Below are 16,957 nucleotides of genomic sequence, written 5' to 3' on the forward strand. Positions count from 1 at the left end.
GCCGGCAATCAGGCGGCTTCTTCTTCCTCAGCAAGTCGGACAACGGCTTCTTCGACGATCACTTCAAGTTCCGTCAGCATCTCTTCAAACCCGAACGCCAGGTTGGCGGCGGCGGAACTGTTATCACTCTGCGTGACGTGATCGAATGAACTGTACATAGTGCGGATACTCATTTACTCACCTGATAAAAATGTTCATTACACCGGTAAATCAACCAACAGCGCGCGAAGCGGCGTGTCGGCGACCAGCGTGATAGTGGCTTCATCACGAATAAAAGCGCCATCACCACAGGTGAGGGCCTCTTGCTCTTTGTGATGGGTGACGGCATGCACCGTCCCGTGAATGGACTGCAGATAGGCCCGCGGTCCGTTTAATTCGATTTTCAACTCTTCGCCCTTATTGAGCGAAATATGGTGCAGCCAGACCTGCTGGCGCAGCTGCAGGCTACCTTTGTCGCCATCCGGCGAGGCCAGTAGCTGGCAGGCGTCATCAGCAAGGGTCAGCTTCTGCACCGGAGGGTTTTCCCGCTCCGGGCAGGCATCCAGCCATAGTTGCATGCGCGTAAGCGACTTATCTTTGCTCAGATTATGTTCGCTATAGCTGACGCCTGGCTGGGTTGCGATGAGCAGTGCTTCACCCGCTTTTGCCTGCACGTGGTGGCCTTCGCTATCGCGGTACTCCGCTTCACCTTCCAGTATCAGATTCAGAATATCCACTTTCGGGTAGGCGCGCGGCTGAAAAGAAGCCCCTGGTGCGAGCACTTCCTGGTTCAACACGCGCAGTGACGCATAGCCCAGCAGTTTGGGATCAAAATAGTGTCCAAAGGAGAAGGTATAGCGGGCCTGAAGCCAGCCGAAGTCAGCTTGTCCGCACTGTTTTGCCGTTCGGGTAGTAATCATTATTCTTGACCTCTCTTTACTTAAAACAATGTTAAAGGGATGGACGCTGCATTGTTAGCCAGATATTCTGCCCGGTATGTTCAAATTTCCTGAATGAGAACACCTATGGCCAAAGAAAGGGCACTGACGCTCGAAGCACTGCGCGTGATGGATGCAATTGACCGCCGCGGTAGCTTTGCTGCTGCGGCAGATGAGCTGGGGCGTGTCCCCTCCGCGCTCAGCTACACCATGCAAAAACTTGAAGAAGAGCTGGATGTGGTGCTGTTTGACCGCTCCGGCCACCGCACCAAATTCACCAACGTTGGGCGTATGCTGCTGGAGCGCGGGCGCGTACTGCTGGAAGCAGCAGATAAATTGACAACCGATGCCGAAGCGCTGGCGCGCGGCTGGGAAACCCATTTAACGCTGGTAACGGAAGCGCTGGTGCCGACAGTAGAGCTGTTTCCACTGGTAGAGAGACTGGCGGCGAAAGCCACCACCCAGCTATCGATTATCACCGAAGTGCTGGCGGGTGCCTGGGAGCGCCTGGAGCAGGGGCGGGCAGATATTGTTGTCGCGCCGGATATGCACTTTCGCTCCTCATCCGAGATCAACTCGCGCAAGCTCTACAGCGTGATGAATGTCTATGTCGCTGCCCCGGATCACCCTATTCATCAGGAGCCGGAGCCGCTCTCAGAAATCACGCGCGTGAAGTATCGCGGTGTGGCCGTGGCGGATACCGCTCGCGAACGTCCGGTGCTTACGGTTCAGCTACTGGATAAACAACCGAGGCTCACGGTCAGTACGATTGAAGATAAACGCCAGGCGTTACTCGCCGGGCTGGGCGTCGCCACCATGCCCTATCCGCTGGTTGAGCGTGATATTGCGGAGGGCCGCCTGCGCGTGGTCAGCCCGGAGTACAGCGGGCAGGTGGATATTATTATGGCCTGGCGTCGCGACAGCATGGGCGAGGGCAAAGCCTGGTGTCTGCGTGAGATCCCCAAGCTTTTTGCCGGTAAATAACCCTACGCGCCGCGCTCGGTCGCATGCACCGTTTGTGGAAAAGGCTGCGGTTCCGGGCCGAACTCGTTCTCCTGCGGCGTGCCGCGCTGGCTATAGAAGGCGAGCAGCGCCAGCCAGCCAAACAGGGGAATAATCATCAGCAGCAGCCAGCGCCAGCTGCGGTTGGTGTCATGCAGGCGGCGCACCTGTACCGCCAGCGTCGGCACCAGCATCAGCAGCGTATAAACCAGGCTTAAGATGTGGTGCCATCCCACGATTCGGTCAATCACATTCAGCACGCCGAACAGAATGATGTTAACGAGTGTGAACATCCAGAATTCGCGGCGATGGGCGCGTCCGTGGAAAGTGGCGTAATTGCGAAGCACCCAGAAGTACCAGTCCATTTTCTACCTCGCTCAACGGTCAATCCGTTGTTTTAACAACGATAACAGTAAGAATAGACGGCAAATTTACAAAGGGATAAGTCGGGCGGGGAATTATTTGGGCGCGATGTGACGCGCCCGAAAGTTCAGGAAAAACGGCTGTCCCGACCGTGAGGTTCATCAAGATCCTGCCACGGGCCGATGGAGATTATCCCCGTCGGGTTTAGCGTTTTGTGGCTGCGATAGTAGTGATTGCGGATATGCGCAAAATCAACCGTTTCGGCGATGCCCGGCATCTGATAGAGATCGCGCAGGAAACCATGCAGGTTGAGGTAATCACTGATGCGGCGCTTATCGCATTTAAAGTGCGTCGCATAGACCGGATCGAAGCGCACCAGCGTTGTCCATAAACGGATATCCGCTTCGGTCAGGCGGTCGCCCGTCAGATAGCGGTGCCGCCCAAGGATCTGCTCCAGGCGCTCCAGCGCGCTAAACACCCCGGTTACCGCTTCATCGTAGGCCTGCTGGCTGGTGGCGAAACCGGCTTTGTAGACGCCGTTATTCACATTGTCGTAGATCCAGCCGTTCAGCTCGTCAATCTTCTCACGCAGCTCAGGCGGGTAGTAATCCCCGGCTTTAGCCCCCAGCCCGTCGAAGGCAGTATTGAACATGCGAATAATATCCGCTGATTCATTGCTGACGATGGTGTGATTCTTCTTATCCCATACCACCGGTACCGTTACGCGCCCGGTATAGTGCGGATCGGCATGGAGATAGAGCTGGTAGAGAAACTCGTGCTGATAGAGGGTGTCACCCGTTGCGGCAGGAAAATCGTCGCCAAACGTCCAGCCATTTTCCAGCATCAGCGGGTGTACGACCGAGACCGGTAAAAAAGGCTCCAGGCCTTTCAGCTTACGCAGGATTAGCGTGCGGTGTGCCCAGGGGCAGGCGAGTGAAATGTAGAGGTGGTAGCGATCTTTTTCGGCGGCAAACCCGCTTTCGCCCGAGGGGCCGGCAGCGCCATCGGCTGTCAGCCAGTTGCGAAACACCGATTCTGAACGTTTAAAGCGCCCGCCGGTGGATTTGGTGTCATACCAGGTGTCGTGCCAGACGCCGTCAATCAGTTGTCCCATTGCTGCTTCTCCTTCTGATAGCAAAAGCGAGGAGTAAACTCCTCGCTTTGGTGTATTCAGTCAGTATAGAGCGCTTACCACTTTTTATTCAGTACGCGGTCGATGCTGAACGCGCCCGGACCGGTGATGCCCAGCAGCAGGTAGCCGCCAGCGATGGTCAGGTTTTTCATGAACATAATGGAGTTCGCGCCTTCCGCAAAGTTGTTGTGGAAGATAAACGCCGTCAGCAGCGTAAAGCCAGCGGTGAACAGCGCGGTGGTGCGGGTCAGGAAACCGAACAGAATGGCCAGACCGCCGCCAAATTCAAGCAGGATGGTCAGCGGCAGGAGGAAACCCGGTACGCCCATCGATTCCATATATTGCTGAGTGCCGGCATAACCGGTGATTTTGCCCCAGCCCGCGACGATGAACAGAATCGGCATCAGAATACGGGCAACCAGGAAACCAACATCTTCTAATTTTTTCATCTTTCTCTCCAGGAACCGCATAGGCTCTATGCAGTAAAATTATTGTAATAAACGGCGTGTGCCGTGGGCTTGCAGTTGATGGAGAGGATAGTAATCGTGGCGGGAAAATATTGTTAGCTATGAAAACTGTCGAAGTCTTTCAAAAAAATTGCTTAAGCAAAAATGCAAACGGGCGATCCCAGGATCGCCCGTGTTAGCAAGCAAGTGACGCTTTAGCGCGGCGCATTGAGGGTGGATTTCACCAGCCGCCACAGGCTCCAGGCACCGAAACCGCGTCTGGCCCAGCGCACCAGCATATTAGGGTGGCGAACAGTCCAGATAGCCATTGCGCTACTGCCCACCAGCGCCCATGAGCGCAGGCTTAACAGCGTGTTCCAGCCGCGATCGTAAGCGCCGGTGGCCTCAAGCCAGTCACGACGCCCGGCGGTAAGATCCAGACGTTGCTGCTGGATCATGCTGAGCAATTGCGCTTTACGCTTCAGACGTTCGGCTTTGCTGCTCACGATTTATCGTCCTCCAGCAAGGCGCGATCGTTCGACAGCTCCTGACGCGTGTGACGCAGCAGTGTCGAGGCCCGCGCTTTACGCAGTGTCGAAATGCCGCCTATCAGCGCCAGCACCAGCAACACTACGGTGGTTGCAATCATCACATTCAAGCGATATTGCGGATCGACGGCCCAAATAATTAGCACCATCAGACTCATCAGGCCAAATGCAGCGAAAAGCATGGTCAGCCCCACCATCAGGAGCAGCTGGAACAGGTTGGCTTTCTCTTCTTCAAGCTCAACAACCGCCAGCCGCAGGCGGGTCTCAACCATTTCAACCAGAATGGTCAGCATACGCTGACCAATCCCGAGCGCGCTTTTGCCAGGCCCTTGCGCGTATCGTGAATCCGCCATATCAGCGACGCGACATCAGAACGCCTAACACCACGCCGATTGCGGCGCCGATGCCAACGCTGGCCCACGGGTTGTCACGCACGTACTCATCGGTACGGGCGGCGGCTTCGCGGGTCTGACGAGCAATGACATCACCGGTATCGCCCAGACGTTCGCGACTGTTACGCAGCGCTTTTTCCGCCCTGGTACGCAGCTTGCTCAGCTCTTCTTTCGATTTTTCACCAGAATTACCCAGCACTTCTTCCAGGGTGTCCGCCAGCGATTTCAACTCAGCGCGCAGATGGTCAGCATTATCTTTCGACATAATTCTCTCCAGGTGAGTGTGTGGTCATTTCCATTTAATCAGTAGTCACGCGCTTCAAGAGATTTCAACTCCTGCTGAGCCTCTTTCAGCTTGTGCTCTCGCTTGTGTATCTTGTCCGCATCGCCTTTCTCTTTCGCTTCGCTCAGGTCGCGACGGCGCTCGGCAATCTCTTCTTTCTGTTCGGCGATTTTCTTTTGATGCGCAGCGCGCAGCTTCTCATCAGAACAGCTGGCGCGAACTTCGCGCAGGGCTTTATTCAACCCGTCAATACGGCTCTGATTGTTATGCTTTTCGGCATAGCTGATTTCGCGTTGGATCTCATGCTCCTTTTCCTGACAGGGTGAAGCAGCATGGGAAAAAGCGCTAACGGAAAAAAGAGCCAGCGCCATAGCGATGCGGTTTTTCATAATCGATAACCTTCCGTTGTTAGCTGGCGAAACAGGGTACGCCAGCATCCAGTTACGTAATGTGAACCCTGGTCCCGTTACTCAAGCATAGTTAAGTAACGGCTAAACACCAAAGTTAGTGAAAAGATTCAGAATCCTGGAGAGATTAACCGAATCGATGTGTACTGTTGCGCAGGCGGTTAAGCCACGCAGAAGTTTGGGTGTCGGCATCATCCTGAGCGGCGATGACATACCCCTGGGGGAGAGTGCGATCCAGCACGGCTTTGGCAGCCGCGCTCTGCTCGCTGGAGTCGAATTTAATCAGCAGGGTGTCGTCCTGCGGGGTAATACTTTTAAAGTGAATGCCGTTGGCGTCGAGATGGTGCCAGATGGAGAAGCCATCCGGCACGGTAATGTTTTGCGTCAGCGGGCGGATCGCAAGCGTCGACTCGCGATTCTGCACCGCCGTCCAGGCGAGAAACAGCACGCAAAAGAGCGCCGCCGCAGTGAGGCTTGTGCATACCCAACGCAGAAAAGGCGCACGCAGTTCCATTGTCTTTTAACTCCGATTGCTATGTTTTTTCTTCCATAACACCACCAGTGAGCCAACCAGGCCAATCACCAGCAGCACCACCGGAAGCAGCATCAAACAGGACATCAGCGCATCTTCATACTTTTTAAACACCGGCGTGATGCCCAACAGGTAACCCAGCGTCGTCAGGATCAGCACCCACAGCAGGCCGCTCATCCAGTTGAAAAATTGAAAACGCGTATTGCTCAGACCAGAGAGCCCGGCAATAGTTGGCAACAGCGTGCGAACAAATGCGATAAAGCGCCCAACCAGCAGCGCCGACAGCCCATGTTTATGGAACAGATGGTGCGCGCGCTGGTGGTAGTGGGCCGGAAGATGAGAGAGCCATTTCTGCACCAGCCGCGTGTTGCCAAGCCAGCGCCCCTGGATGTAGCTCAGCCAGCAGCCGGTACTTGCGGCGATGGTAAGCAGCAGCACGGTTTGCGGATAGCCCAGCGCACCTTTAGCAATCAGCACACCAACCAACACCAGCAGGCTGTCACCGGGCAGAAACGCCGCCGGCAGCAAACCGTTCTCCAGAAATAAAATGACAAACAAAACGAAATAGAGCATGCCGATCATGCCAGGCTGCGACAGCGTCTCAAAATCCTGGCTCCAAAGGGCGTGAAGTAACTGGCTTAAAAGTTCCATTCGGTGTTCCTGGTACATCGGTTTACGTCACGTCTGCTACGTACGAAACAGCACGGCGATACGTTCTCATACATTATGGTCGCTCGTGGCACATCCGGTGCAGGGGTCATCCTGGTGAGGCGCTGTGAGCAAGCGCTGACTCACACAGAAGCGAAATGCATCCAATTGTAACAAAGGCTGAGGTAATGCGTCAGTCTGAAAAGCGCTCAGAGGTGATTTTGCCGGGGGAAGGCGGAAAGAGGCGAGGGTATTTACACACGCTGACACTCTATACTTTTCACTTACCCAAAATTCTTACGGGCGCAGCGTAAGTGTGCGCCCGCAGAGGATTTTTATTTCGTGCCGCTGGCCGCCGTATCAAGGTGTACCACCGGGTTTTCGGCGAAAAGATAGCGATCGGCATTAAACTCGAAGTCGTCGCTGGTTTCGTTAAACAGCATCTGTTTGGTGTTTTCAAGGTGCTGCCACATTGCCAGTTTTGCGCCGTGGGGATCTTTGCGGATCAGTGCCTTCAGGATCTGGTCGTGATCGTCACACCAGTTATCGACGGTGCGCAGGTCGATATGGTCGTGCAGTTTCTTCCAGTAGGGGTTGTGCACACGCTGCGTCCACATCTTTTCAACGATAGCTGCCAGGGCCGTGTTTTGCGTCGCCAGCGCGACCTGTACGTGAAACTGCAAATCCCACTCGGAGTCGCGAAAGCACTTCTCTTTGCGGGCTTTGTCCTGAATCTCCATCAGCTTCATGATGTCCTGCTTCGTCACCTGCGTGGCGGCGAACTCCGCAATATTGCTCTCAATCAGCTGGCGCGCCTGCAGAAGCTCAAAAGGGCCGTAGCTGGCGAACTCAAGATTCTCATCCGGCGCTTGAGTATGGCGCGCCTGGTTGGAGATGACATGAATGCCGGAGCCTTTACGTACTTCGACATACCCCTCCACTTCGAGCATGATGATCGCTTCACGCACCACGGTCCGGCTGACGCTCTTCTCATCGGCGATAAAGCGCTCGGCGGGCAGCTTCTCCCCCACAAGATAAACGCCTTGCTCAATCCGGTTTTTAAGCTCGGCGGCAAGTTGCTGATAAAGACGTCGTGGTTCGGAGATTTCCATACAGGCTCCAGAGGAGAGGGTAATAATTGGATTTGTTATACCACTTTTAGCGCTTTCTCACCATTATCAATAACGAAAAAGCCGCCCTCAGGCGGCTTTGAAGAGTGTTAAAAAGCGGGGCTAACTTTGTGCGGCGGGCGAGCCGAGAGCCTGCTCTTTTGCTACCTCTTCGGCAGATTTGTTTTTCAGCACCGTCCAGATCAGCACTGCGCCCAGCAGGTCAAACAGCGCCAGCACTGCGAAGAGCGGGCTAAAGCCGATGGTATCCGCCAGCGCGCCAACCACCAGCGCGAACATGGTGCTTGCCATCCATGCCGCCATCCCGGTCAGGCCGTTGGCTGTCGCCACTTCGTTACGACCAAATACGTCGGAAGAGAGCGTAATCAATGCGCCGGAGAGAGACTGGTGCGCAAAGCCGCCGATACAGAGCAGGCCAATTGCTACATAGGGGCTGGTGAAAAGACCGATCATGCCTGGGCCAATCATCAGCAGCGCGCCCATAGTAACCACCATTTTACGCGATACAATCAGGTTCACGCCGAAGATGCGCTGGAACAGCGGCGGCAGGTAACCGCCCACGATGCAACCCAGATCCGCGAAGAGCATCGGCATCCAGGCGAACATCGCAATCTCTTTCAGGTTAAAGCCATACACTTTGAACATGAACAGCGGGATCCAGGCGTTAAAGGTCCCCCAGGCTGGCTCAGCCAGAAAACGCGGCAGCGCGATACCCCAGAACTGACGGGTACCAAGGATCTGGCGAACCGACATTTTCTTACCGTTGTTGGTCTGGTGCTGTGCTTCCTGGCCACCAATGATGTATTCACGCTCTTCTTCGCTCAATTTTTTCTGTTCGCGCGGGTGCTTATAGAAGATGAGCCAGGCCATCGCCCAGACAAAGCTCAGAACGCCGGAGATAATGAATGCCATCTCCCAGCTGTGCATGACGATTGCCCATACCACCAGCGGCGGCGCAATCATCGCGCCAATTGACGAACCGACGTTGAAGTAGCCGACGGCGATGGAGCGCTCTTTTGCCGGGAACCATTCAGAGGCCGCTTTCAGCCCCGCCGGAATCATGGCCGCTTCAGCGGCACCCACGGCGCCGCGTGCCAGTGCCAGACCGCCCCAGCTGCCTGCCAGTGCGGTCGCGCCGCAGAAGATAGCCCAGGTAATTGCGAAGAAGGCATAACCAATTTTGGTGCCCAGAACGTCGAGGACGTATCCTGCAACCGGCTGCATGACGGTATAGGCCGCAGAGTAAGCCGCGATGATATACGAATATTGCTGAGTCGAAATGTGCAACTCTTCCATTAACGTGGGAGCGGCTGCCGCTATGGTGTTACGTGTCAGGTAGCCAAGCACGGTGCCGACCGTCACCAGCGCTATCATATACCAACGTAATCCTTTGATTTTACGCATGTAAACCTCATCGTTATGTTATTACCGCTTGCGCGGACACCCTTCACTCGCATCGGAGGGTGGAAACGGGAGGGCGTAACCGGAAAAGAGGTTCCGCTACGGCCCAAGCCTGCCATCAGTAAACGTTCTGTTTGTAAGTCGGCGTCCGTACCGTTAATTCCGATTAACGTCTTATCGGGAATGCATTCCGTCGGGTTATCAATTCGACGGCAGCAAGATAACTTGTCATACAACTTGAAAAGGTGAGTGATATCACAAAAGCGTTTTTCTTTGTGTGGTCTTTAGCTTAGGCGTGGAGAGCCAGATTTGGCGCGGCCTGGCGGGCGGTTTAACGAATTGATGTGTCAGTTTTTGTCTGCTTTTATTGATCCAACTCACGAAAATACCTTCGGTCTATAGAAATTGGTGTGATAACTTTGACAGCATTAAGGTAGACATCAGACGCACTCGTTGAGAGGAAGACGATAATGACCCCGTTTATGACCGAAGATTTCCTGCTGGATACCGAATTTGCCCGCCGTCTGTACCACGACTACGCCAAAGACCAGCCGATTTTTGACTACCACTGCCACCTGCCGCCGCAGCAGATTGCGGAAGATTACCGTTTCAAAAACTTGTATGACATCTGGCTGAAAGGCGACCACTACAAGTGGCGTGCGATGCGTACCAATGGCGTACCGGAGCGTCTCTGTACCGGCGATGCGTCCGATCGTGAGAAGTTTGATGCCTGGGCGGCGACCGTTCCGCACACTATCGGCAACCCGTTATACCACTGGACGCATCTTGAGCTGCGCCGCCCGTTTGGTATTACAGGTAAGTTGCTGTCACCCTCTACGGCTGACGAGATCTGGGAGCGCGGTAACGCACTGCTGGCGCAGGATAGCTTCTCCGCGCGCGGCATCATGCAGCAGATGAACGTCAAAATGGTCGGCACCACCGATGATCCGATCGATTCACTGGAGCACCACGCGGCAATCGCTAAAGAGACCTCTTTTGGCACCAAAGTGCTGCCGAGCTGGCGTCCGGATAAGGCCTTTAATATCGAACAGGCGACCTTTAACGACTACATGGCGAAACTGGGTGAAGTCTCTGATACCGAGATCCGCCGCTTTACCGACCTGCAAACGGCGCTGACGAAACGCCTCGATCACTTTGCCGCGCACGGCTGTAAAGTCTCTGACCACGCGCTGGACGTGGTGCTGTTTGCCGAAGCATCTGAATCAGAGCTCGACGCCATTCTGGCGCGTCGCCTGGCGGGTGAAACGCTGAGTGAAAAAGAGGTGGCGCAGTTTAAGACCGCGGTGCTGGTATGGCTCGGCGCGGAATATGCCCGTCGCGAATGGGTGCAGCAGTACCATATCGGCGCGCTGCGTAATAACAACCAGCGTCAGTTCAAACTGCTCGGCCCGGATGTCGGCTTCGACTCCATCAACGACCGTCCGCTGGCGGAAGAGTTATCCAGACTGCTGAGCAAGCAGAATGAAGATAACCTGCTGCCGAAAACCATTCTTTACTGCCTGAACCCGCGCGATAACGAAGTGCTGGGCACCATGATCGGTAACTTCCAGGGCGAAGGGATGCCGGGCAAAATGCAGTTCGGCTCCGGCTGGTGGTTTAACGATCAGAAAGATGGCATGGAGCGTCAGATGACGCAGCTTGCGCAGCTTGGTCTGCTGAGCCGCTTTGTCGGCATGCTGACCGACAGCCGCAGCTTCCTCTCTTATACCCGTCATGAATATTTCCGCCGCATCCTCTGCCAGATGATTGGCCGCTGGGTGGAGGCGGGCGAAGCCCCGGCTGATATTCAGCTGCTGGGTGAAATGGTGAAAAACATCTGCTTTAACAATGCGCGTGATTACTTCGCGATTGAACTGAACTAGGGCCGTTTGAGGTTGATATGCAATACATCAAGATCCATTCGCTGGATAACGTCGCAGTAGCGCTGGCCGATCTTGCTGAAGGCGCGGAAGTCATTATCGACAACCAGACAGTACAGCTACGCCAGGCGGTGACGCGCGGGCATAAGTTTGCGCTGCACACCATCAGGCAGGGCGAAAATATTGTCAAATATGGTCTGCCGATTGGTCATGCGACGTCAGATATCGCGTCGGGCGAGTATATCCATTCCCACAATGCGCGAACGAACCTCAGCGATCTGGACGAGTATAGCTATCAACCTGATTTCCAGGCTGAGGGCAGCCAGGCGGGCGATCGTGACGTGCAGATCTACCGCCGGGCGAATGGGGACGTGGGGATCCGTAATGAGTTGTGGATCCTGCCGACAGTCGGCTGCGTCAATGGCATCGCCCGTCAGATCCAGACCCGTTTCCTGAAAGAGACCCATGATGCCGAAGGTATCGACGGCGTTTACCTCTTCAGCCATACCTACGGCTGTTCACAACTGGGCGATGACCACATCAACACGCGCACCATGCTGCAAAACATGGTGCGCCATCCGAATGCGGGCGCGGTGCTGGTGATTGGCCTCGGGTGTGAAAACAACCAGGTTGACGCTTTCCGCCAGACGCTGGGCGAATTTGATGCTGAGCGCGTCCACTTTATGGTCTGCCAACACCAGGACGACGAAGTGGAAGCGGGGCTTTTGCATCTGCATGCGCTCTATGAGGCCATGCGTAACGATAAACGCGAGCCGGGTAAGCTGAGCGAGCTGAAGTTTGGTCTGGAGTGCGGTGGCTCTGACGGGCTTTCCGGTATTACCGCAAACCCCATGCTCGGCCGTTTCTCGGATTATGTGATTGGCAATGGGGGCACCACGGTGCTGACCGAAGTGCCGGAGATGTTTGGCGCTGAGCGTATTCTGATGAGCCACTGTCGCGACGAAAGTACCTTTGAGAAGACAGTGACCATGGTTAATGACTTCAAACAGTACTTTATTGCTCACAATCAGCCGATCTATGAGAACCCGTCGCCGGGCAACAAAGCGGGCGGTATCACCACGCTTGAGGAGAAGTCGCTGGGCTGTACGCAGAAAGCGGGGGCCAGCCAGGTGGTTGATGTGCTGCGCTACGGTGAGCGCCTGCAAACCCCCGGCCTCAATCTGCTGAGCGCGCCCGGTAACGATGCGGTCGCAACCAGCGCATTAGCCGGTGCTGGCTGCCATATGGTGCTCTTCAGCACCGGTCGCGGGACGCCTTATGGCGGTTTTGTGCCGACGGTGAAAATCGCCACCAACAGTGAGCTGGCCGCGAAAAAGAAACACTGGATCGATTTTGATGCAGGTCAGTTGATCCACGGCAAAGCAATGCCGCAGCTTCTGGAGGAGTTTGTTGATGTGATTGTAGAGATCGCCAACGGCAAACAGACCTGCAATGAGAAAAATGATTTCCGTGAGTTAGCCATCTTCAAAAGTGGTGTAACTTTATAAATCGCACTGAGGTGCACTAAGCAAAGCGGCGCTACCCTGAGAGCGCCGCTTTTTTTATCGCCTGTCCGCCGGTTAGTTACGTAATGCGTTCTTCACCAGACGCGCATCTTCCGCCTGGCACACCGCCGCGGTAAACAGCACATCGGTTGAGGAGTTGAGCGCGGTTTCGCAGGAGTCCTGCAACACGCCGATAATAAAACCGACCGCTACCACCTGCATCGCGACATCGTTGGAGATACCAAACATGTTGCAGGCCAGCGGGATCAGCAGCAGTGAGCCGCCCGCCACCCCGGATGCGCCGCAGGCACACAGCGACGCGACCACACTCAGCAGCAGCGCCGTTGGCAGATCGACGGTAATCCCTAATGTATGTACCGCCGCCAGCGCCAGCACGGTAATGGTGATCGCCGCGCCCGCCATATTAATGGTCGCCCCCAGCGGAATAGAGACTGAGTAGGTGTCGCGATCGAGATTGAGCTTCTCACACAGCGTCATATTGACCGGGATATTGGCCGCTGAACTGCGGGTGAAAAAGGCGGTTACGCCACTTTCGCGCAGGCAGGTAAAGACCAGCGGGTAGGGGTTGCGGCGGATCTTCCAGTAGACCAGCAATGGGTTGATCACCAGCGCGACAAACGCCATGCAGCCCACCAGCACCACCAGCAGTTGCGCATAGCCCAGCAGCGCGCCAAAACCGGAAGTAGCCAGCGTCGAGGAGACGAGACCGAAAATGCCAAGCGGCGCAAAACGAATCACGATCCGCACCATAAAGGTGACGGCGCCTGACATATCCTGCACCATCTTTTTCGTCGTTTCACTGCTGTGACGCAGGGCATAACCCAGCCCGACGGCCCACACCAGGATGCCGATATAGTTTGCTTCCATAATTGCTGTCACCGGGTTGGCGATCATGCTGGTCAGCAAGCCGCGCAGAACCTCGACAATACCGGAAGGGGGGGCAATGTCGCTGGCGCCGGGCGCAAGCTGAAGCGTGGAAGGGAAGAGAAAACTGACCAGTACGGCGGTAAGGGCGGCAGAGAAGGTGCCGAGAAGATAAAGAAACAGCACCGGGCGAAGATGTGTGCGCTGGCCCTGCTGGTGCCCGGCAATAGACGCCATCACCAGCATCAATACCAGCACCGGTGCAACAGCTTTTAAGGCGCTCACAAACAGCGTACCGAGTATACCGGTGGCGATAGCGGCGGGCGTTGAGATCCACGCCAGTAAAATCCCCAGAACGAGGCCGAGAAGAATCTGTTTCACCAGGCTGCCATCAACGAAACGTTGCAGCAACCCTGACGAGCGGTGCGTTGTCATGCCCTTTTTCCTTTCATGTTGTGAGATCACACCCCGCTGCTCTTTTAAACAGAGCTTTGTCAGGATGTAACAATTGTTTGCTAAAAGGAGTATATGAACTCTGCGGCAACAGGGAAGTGCGGGAAGTGTACTTTTACACGCTGGCGCGGCTTTTTTATTATCGATGTTAGCGTTTTGTGACAAAGGCGACAGGGCGCGAGGAATCGCCGCTCGCCGGGGTGGCAGAGCGGCGATTTACGGCTTACGCGCGGTTTTTCTTGTCGTTCTGGTAGTTAACCCAGGTATTAATCAGCAGCGTCAGCACCAGAATGCCGCCTACCACGCCAAGTGAGATGGCGATCGGGATATGGAAGAAATCGACGATCAGCATCTTGATACCGATAAACACCAGAATCACCGACAGACCATATTTGAGCATCGAGAAGCGCTCCGCCACGCCCGCCAGCAGGAAGTACATCGCGCGCAGCCCCAGAATGGCAAACAGGTTAGAGGTCAGGACGATAAAGGGATCGGTAGTGACGGCGAAGATCGCCGGAATGCTGTCGACGGCGAAAATCACATCGCTCAGCTCCACCAGAATCAGCACCAGCAGTAGCGGCGTGGCATACAGCAGACCGTTTTTGCGCACAAAAAAGTGCTCATTTTCGATGCTGTCGGTCATGCGCAGGTGGCTGCGCAGCCAGCGTACCAGCGGTTTGTCGCCAATGCCCTTCTCATCCTCTTTCGCCAGCGCCATCTTCACGCCGGTAAAGAGCAGGAAGGCACCAAACACGTAGAGCAGCCATGAGAATTGGGTGATCAGCCAGCTACCGGCGAAGATCATGATGGTACGCAGCACGATCGCCCCGAGTACGCCATAGATCAGCACCCGGCGTTGCAATGCCGCAGGGACGGCAAAGTAGCTAAACAGCATCAGCCAGACAAAGACGTTATCTACCGCCAGCGCTTTTTCAATCAAATAACCGGTTAAAAACGCCAGCGCCTGCGTATCCGCTACCGCGCGCCCTTCGGTCTGCGTCAGATACCACCAGAAGGCGGCATTAAACAGCAGCGACAGGCTAACCCACACCACTGACCAAACGGCCGCCTGCTTCATTGTCATCGTGTGCGCACCACGACGTCCCTGAAGCAGAAGGTCGATCGCCAGCATAATCACCACGACAACGGCGAAACCGCCCCATAACATCGGTGTGCCAACACTATTCATTCCCGGATCCTCACCCAAACAAAAACGGCCAACGTCAGAAGACGTTAGCCGCTTGCCAGGTGCAGGGGGATTTCGCCTTCCGGCAAGGTCTCACTTACGTCAATGACGACGCCCGGCGACCGGATGCTTTACGCACCGTAATGACGATCCACCGGCGAAGAAGTTACTCCCCTTTGCAGGTAACAAAATATGTCAACATATTGATCGCGTCAATGAATTGCGATCGCTCCTTACGCAGCTTTACGCAGGGAGCTGTGCGTCGACTTCATCTGCCGGAAAGATGACGCCAGTCTGGCGGCGGATCTCGGTTTGCAGTTTTGCCGTAATCCGGCTGACCGCAAGGCCTGGATGGTTCACCTCATTCTCCTCCACCAGCCGCGCGAACGTCTCGGCTTCATACAGCATAGTATTGATATGCTGTGGCTGCGTTAGCTCCTGCGCTTTGCCGCCGCGCGGTATGAAGGAGAGTTTCTGGCACTCGGAAATCTTTTCAATGACCAGTGAGCCCGCTTCACCCTGAATCTCACTCGCCAGCACCGAATCGCTCACCTTCGAGTGCTGCAGCGTGACGCTGAAATCGCCGTAATTCATTACCACCACGCCATGCGCATCGACGCCGCTTGAGAGCAGGCTCGCCGAAGCCTGCACGCTGTGCGGCTCGCCCCACAGCGCCACCGCCGAGGCGAGGCAGTAAAACCCGATATCCATAATCGACCCGTTAGAGAACGCGGGGTTGAAGGTGTTGGGGTTTTCGCCGTCGAGGAAACGCTGGTAGCGCGATGAGTACTGGCAGTAGTTAATAAATGCTTTACGTAACTTGCCCGCTTTCGCCAGCGACTGTTTCAGCACCAGGAAGTTTGGCAGGCTGGCGGTTTTGAAGGCTTCAAACAGCACCACCTGATTTTCACGGGCGCAGGCGATGGCGGCTTCCACTTCACGCAGGTTTGAGGCCAGTGGTTTTTCGCAGATCACATGCTTTTTATGGCTGAGAAACAGCTGCGTCTGCGGAAAGTGCAAGGCGTTGGGGCTGGCAATATAGACCGCGTCAATCGCATCGCTCTGCGCCATCTCCTCAAGTGAGGTAAAGAGATGCTCGACAGGGTAGTCGGTGGCGAAGGTTTGCGCCTGTTCAAGGCTGCGGGAATAGACGGCGGTGAGTCTGTATTTGCCCGTTTCATGGGCGGCATCGACAAACTGGCGCGTGATCCAGTTCGTCCCTATGACAGCGAAACGTATCATAAAGGCGCTACTTCTCCGTTAAAGGGTTGCGCTGTCACTCTATCACGTCAACATGACAAAACCAGTGCGCTGGCGCGCACGCTTAGCGCAAGGTGAGATGGGTCAACCACAGCCTGGTATCAAACTCAAGCTGGTGATACTGCGGCTCCATATGACAGCAGAGCTGGTAAAAGGCTTTGTTGTGCTCTTTCTCGCGCAGGTGCGCCAGTTCGTGTACCACAATCATGCGCAGAAAGGCTTCCGGCGCATCGCGGAAAACGGTGGCGACGCGAATCTCCGCTTTCGCTTTCAGCTTACCGCCCTGTACGCGGGAAATGGCGGTGTGCAGGCCAAGGGCATTATTAAGCACATGAATTTTGCTGTCATACATCACTTTGTTCAGCGGCGCGGCGTTACGCAGAAACTGGTTTTTCATCTCTTGCGTATAGTGATAGAGCGCTTTATCGGTGGTGACACCGTGGCTGTCGGGGTAGCGTTTTGCCAGCACCTCGCCCAGACGGTTCTGCTCAATCAGCGTATGCACCTGCGCCAGCAGGGATTCAGGATATCCCTGAAGATAGGTAAGGGTCTTCATGGTGAAATATGTTTACATCCTTCGGTAATTG

Annotated in this window: 20 protein-coding genes; 3 read left to right on the plus strand and 17 right to left on the minus strand. The window is 55.3% G+C overall.

Features of this window, described 5'->3' with window-relative positions:
• Nucleotides 1-8 precede the first annotated feature (8 nt).
• Both PU683_RS06460 and PU683_RS06465 read right to left on the minus strand, forming a co-directional pair.
• Nucleotides 9-173 carry a hypothetical protein gene (locus PU683_RS06460; RefSeq protein ID WP_277170714.1) on the minus strand — a complete coding sequence of 55 codons (165 nt, stop codon included), beginning with the start codon at nt 171-173 and terminating at the stop codon, nt 9-11.
• 24 nt (nt 174-197) lie between these two features.
• On the minus strand, nt 198-899 hold the full coding sequence (locus tag PU683_RS06465) for a pirin family protein (protein WP_277170715.1): 702 nt from the start codon (nt 897-899) through the stop codon (nt 198-200).
• A gap of 105 nt (nt 900-1,004) precedes the next feature.
• Here PU683_RS06465 and PU683_RS06470 point away from each other — a divergent pair, with 105 nt between their 5' ends.
• A complete protein-coding gene (locus PU683_RS06470; RefSeq protein ID WP_277170716.1) occupies nt 1,005-1,901 on the plus strand; it encodes a LysR family transcriptional regulator in 897 nt (298 codons plus the stop codon).
• A gap of 2 nt (nt 1,902-1,903) precedes the next feature.
• Here PU683_RS06470 and PU683_RS06475 read toward each other — a convergent pair whose 3' ends face one another.
• From PU683_RS06475 to PU683_RS06525, 11 genes are all read right to left on the minus strand, one after another.
• Entirely contained in the window at nt 1,904-2,284 is a 381-nt protein-coding gene (locus PU683_RS06475; protein WP_277170717.1) for a DUF805 domain-containing protein, read from the minus strand.
• Between the two features lie 125 nt (nt 2,285-2,409).
• Nucleotides 2,410-3,396, minus strand: a complete 987-nt coding sequence (locus PU683_RS06480; RefSeq protein WP_277170718.1) for a glutathione S-transferase family protein — start codon at nt 3,394-3,396, stop codon at nt 2,410-2,412.
• Nucleotides 3,397-3,470: 74 nt separating this feature from the next.
• Entirely contained in the window at nt 3,471-3,863 is a 393-nt protein-coding gene (locus tag PU683_RS06485) for a DoxX family protein (protein ID WP_277170719.1), read from the minus strand.
• A gap of 212 nt (nt 3,864-4,075) precedes the next feature.
• The gene (locus tag PU683_RS06490; RefSeq protein ID WP_277170720.1) at nt 4,076-4,366 is read right to left on the minus strand and encodes a YqjK-like family protein; all 291 of its coding nucleotides are present in this window, start codon (nt 4,364-4,366) and stop codon (nt 4,076-4,078) included.
• Nucleotides 4,363-4,761 carry a phage holin family protein gene (locus tag PU683_RS06495; RefSeq protein ID WP_034813644.1) on the minus strand — a complete coding sequence of 133 codons (399 nt, stop codon included), beginning with the start codon at nt 4,759-4,761 and terminating at the stop codon, nt 4,363-4,365. The genes PU683_RS06490 and PU683_RS06495 overlap by 4 nt, the downstream gene beginning before the upstream one ends.
• Before the next feature lies 1 nt (nt 4,762).
• Nucleotides 4,763-5,065 carry an ElaB/YgaM/YqjD family protein gene (locus tag PU683_RS06500; RefSeq protein WP_277170721.1) on the minus strand — a complete coding sequence of 101 codons (303 nt, stop codon included), beginning with the start codon at nt 5,063-5,065 and terminating at the stop codon, nt 4,763-4,765.
• Nucleotides 5,066-5,103: 38 nt separating this feature from the next.
• Nucleotides 5,104-5,472 carry a DUF1090 domain-containing protein gene (locus tag PU683_RS06505; protein ID WP_277170722.1) on the minus strand — a complete coding sequence of 123 codons (369 nt, stop codon included), beginning with the start codon at nt 5,470-5,472 and terminating at the stop codon, nt 5,104-5,106.
• 145 nt (nt 5,473-5,617) lie between these two features.
• Nucleotides 5,618-6,004 (minus strand): EnvZ/OmpR regulon moderator MzrA, encoded by a 387-nt coding sequence (gene mzrA / locus PU683_RS06510; protein ID WP_277170723.1) that lies wholly within the window; start codon nt 6,002-6,004, stop codon nt 5,618-5,620.
• 6 nt (nt 6,005-6,010) lie between these two features.
• The gene (yqjA, locus tag PU683_RS06515; protein WP_277170724.1) at nt 6,011-6,673 is read right to left on the minus strand and encodes a DedA family general envelope maintenance protein YqjA; all 663 of its coding nucleotides are present in this window, start codon (nt 6,671-6,673) and stop codon (nt 6,011-6,013) included.
• Nucleotides 6,674-7,005: 332 nt separating this feature from the next.
• Nucleotides 7,006-7,782, minus strand: coding sequence for a transcriptional regulator ExuR (gene exuR, locus PU683_RS06520; protein WP_277170725.1), 777 nt, complete (start codon nt 7,780-7,782; stop codon nt 7,006-7,008).
• Nucleotides 7,783-7,902: 120 nt separating this feature from the next.
• Entirely contained in the window at nt 7,903-9,204 is a 1,302-nt protein-coding gene (locus PU683_RS06525; protein WP_277170726.1) for an MFS transporter, read from the minus strand.
• A gap of 467 nt (nt 9,205-9,671) precedes the next feature.
• Between PU683_RS06525 and uxaC the strand changes: the two genes are divergently transcribed.
• On the plus strand, nt 9,672-11,084 hold the full coding sequence (gene uxaC, locus PU683_RS06530; RefSeq protein ID WP_277170727.1) for a glucuronate isomerase: 1,413 nt from the start codon (nt 9,672-9,674) through the stop codon (nt 11,082-11,084).
• Nucleotides 11,085-11,101: 17 nt separating this feature from the next.
• Entirely contained in the window at nt 11,102-12,589 is a 1,488-nt protein-coding gene (locus PU683_RS06535; protein WP_277170728.1) for a UxaA family hydrolase, read from the plus strand.
• 72 nt (nt 12,590-12,661) lie between these two features.
• Here PU683_RS06535 and sstT read toward each other — a convergent pair whose 3' ends face one another.
• From sstT to PU683_RS06555, 4 genes are all read right to left on the minus strand, one after another.
• On the minus strand, nt 12,662-13,906 hold the full coding sequence (gene sstT / locus PU683_RS06540; protein WP_277170729.1) for a serine/threonine transporter SstT: 1,245 nt from the start codon (nt 13,904-13,906) through the stop codon (nt 12,662-12,664).
• A gap of 241 nt (nt 13,907-14,147) precedes the next feature.
• Entirely contained in the window at nt 14,148-15,113 is a 966-nt protein-coding gene (locus PU683_RS06545) for a TerC family protein (protein ID WP_277170730.1), read from the minus strand.
• A gap of 240 nt (nt 15,114-15,353) precedes the next feature.
• Entirely contained in the window at nt 15,354-16,352 is a 999-nt protein-coding gene (locus tag PU683_RS06550; RefSeq protein ID WP_277170731.1) for a Gfo/Idh/MocA family protein, read from the minus strand.
• Nucleotides 16,353-16,434: 82 nt separating this feature from the next.
• The gene (locus tag PU683_RS06555; protein ID WP_277170732.1) at nt 16,435-16,926 is read right to left on the minus strand and encodes a M48 metallopeptidase family protein; all 492 of its coding nucleotides are present in this window, start codon (nt 16,924-16,926) and stop codon (nt 16,435-16,437) included.
• Nucleotides 16,927-16,957: the final 31 nt, after the last annotated feature.

Source organism: Candidatus Kosakonia sp. 282A-S69 (assembly GCF_029433855.1).
Classification (GTDB): Bacteria; Pseudomonadota; Gammaproteobacteria; order Enterobacterales; family Enterobacteriaceae; genus Kosakonia; species Kosakonia cowanii_A.

Coding starts and splice junctions, on each gene's coding strand:
- PU683_RS06475 (WP_277170717.1), bottom strand. CDS start 2,284: ATGGACTGGTACTTCTGGGTGCTTCGCAATTACGCCACTTTCCACGGA.
- sstT (WP_277170729.1), bottom strand. CDS start 13,906: ATGACAACGCACCGCTCGTCAGGGTTGCTGCAACGTTTCGTTGATGGC.
- PU683_RS06555 (WP_277170732.1), bottom strand. CDS start 16,926: ATGAAGACCCTTACCTATCTTCAGGGATATCCTGAATCCCTGCTGGCG.
- PU683_RS06505 (WP_277170722.1), bottom strand. CDS start 5,472: ATGAAAAACCGCATCGCTATGGCGCTGGCTCTTTTTTCCGTTAGCGCT.
- PU683_RS06480 (WP_277170718.1), bottom strand. CDS start 3,396: ATGGGACAACTGATTGACGGCGTCTGGCACGACACCTGGTATGACACC.
- PU683_RS06495 (WP_034813644.1), bottom strand. CDS start 4,761: ATGGCGGATTCACGATACGCGCAAGGGCCTGGCAAAAGCGCGCTCGGG.
- PU683_RS06460 (WP_277170714.1), bottom strand. CDS start 173: ATGAGTATCCGCACTATGTACAGTTCATTCGATCACGTCACGCAGAGT.
- PU683_RS06535 (WP_277170728.1), top strand. CDS start 11,102: ATGCAATACATCAAGATCCATTCGCTGGATAACGTCGCAGTAGCGCTG.
- yqjA (WP_277170724.1), bottom strand. CDS start 6,673: ATGGAACTTTTAAGCCAGTTACTTCACGCCCTTTGGAGCCAGGATTTT.
- PU683_RS06550 (WP_277170731.1), bottom strand. CDS start 16,352: ATGATACGTTTCGCTGTCATAGGGACGAACTGGATCACGCGCCAGTTT.
- exuR (WP_277170725.1), bottom strand. CDS start 7,782: ATGGAAATCTCCGAACCACGACGTCTTTATCAGCAACTTGCCGCCGAG.
- PU683_RS06485 (WP_277170719.1), bottom strand. CDS start 3,863: ATGAAAAAATTAGAAGATGTTGGTTTCCTGGTTGCCCGTATTCTGATG.
- uxaC (WP_277170727.1), top strand. CDS start 9,672: ATGACCCCGTTTATGACCGAAGATTTCCTGCTGGATACCGAATTTGCC.
- PU683_RS06525 (WP_277170726.1), bottom strand. CDS start 9,204: ATGCGTAAAATCAAAGGATTACGTTGGTATATGATAGCGCTGGTGACG.
- PU683_RS06545 (WP_277170730.1), bottom strand. CDS start 15,113: ATGAATAGTGTTGGCACACCGATGTTATGGGGCGGTTTCGCCGTTGTC.
- PU683_RS06500 (WP_277170721.1), bottom strand. CDS start 5,065: ATGTCGAAAGATAATGCTGACCATCTGCGCGCTGAGTTGAAATCGCTG.
- PU683_RS06470 (WP_277170716.1), top strand. CDS start 1,005: ATGGCCAAAGAAAGGGCACTGACGCTCGAAGCACTGCGCGTGATGGAT.
- PU683_RS06465 (WP_277170715.1), bottom strand. CDS start 899: ATGATTACTACCCGAACGGCAAAACAGTGCGGACAAGCTGACTTCGGC.
- mzrA (WP_277170723.1), bottom strand. CDS start 6,004: ATGGAACTGCGTGCGCCTTTTCTGCGTTGGGTATGCACAAGCCTCACT.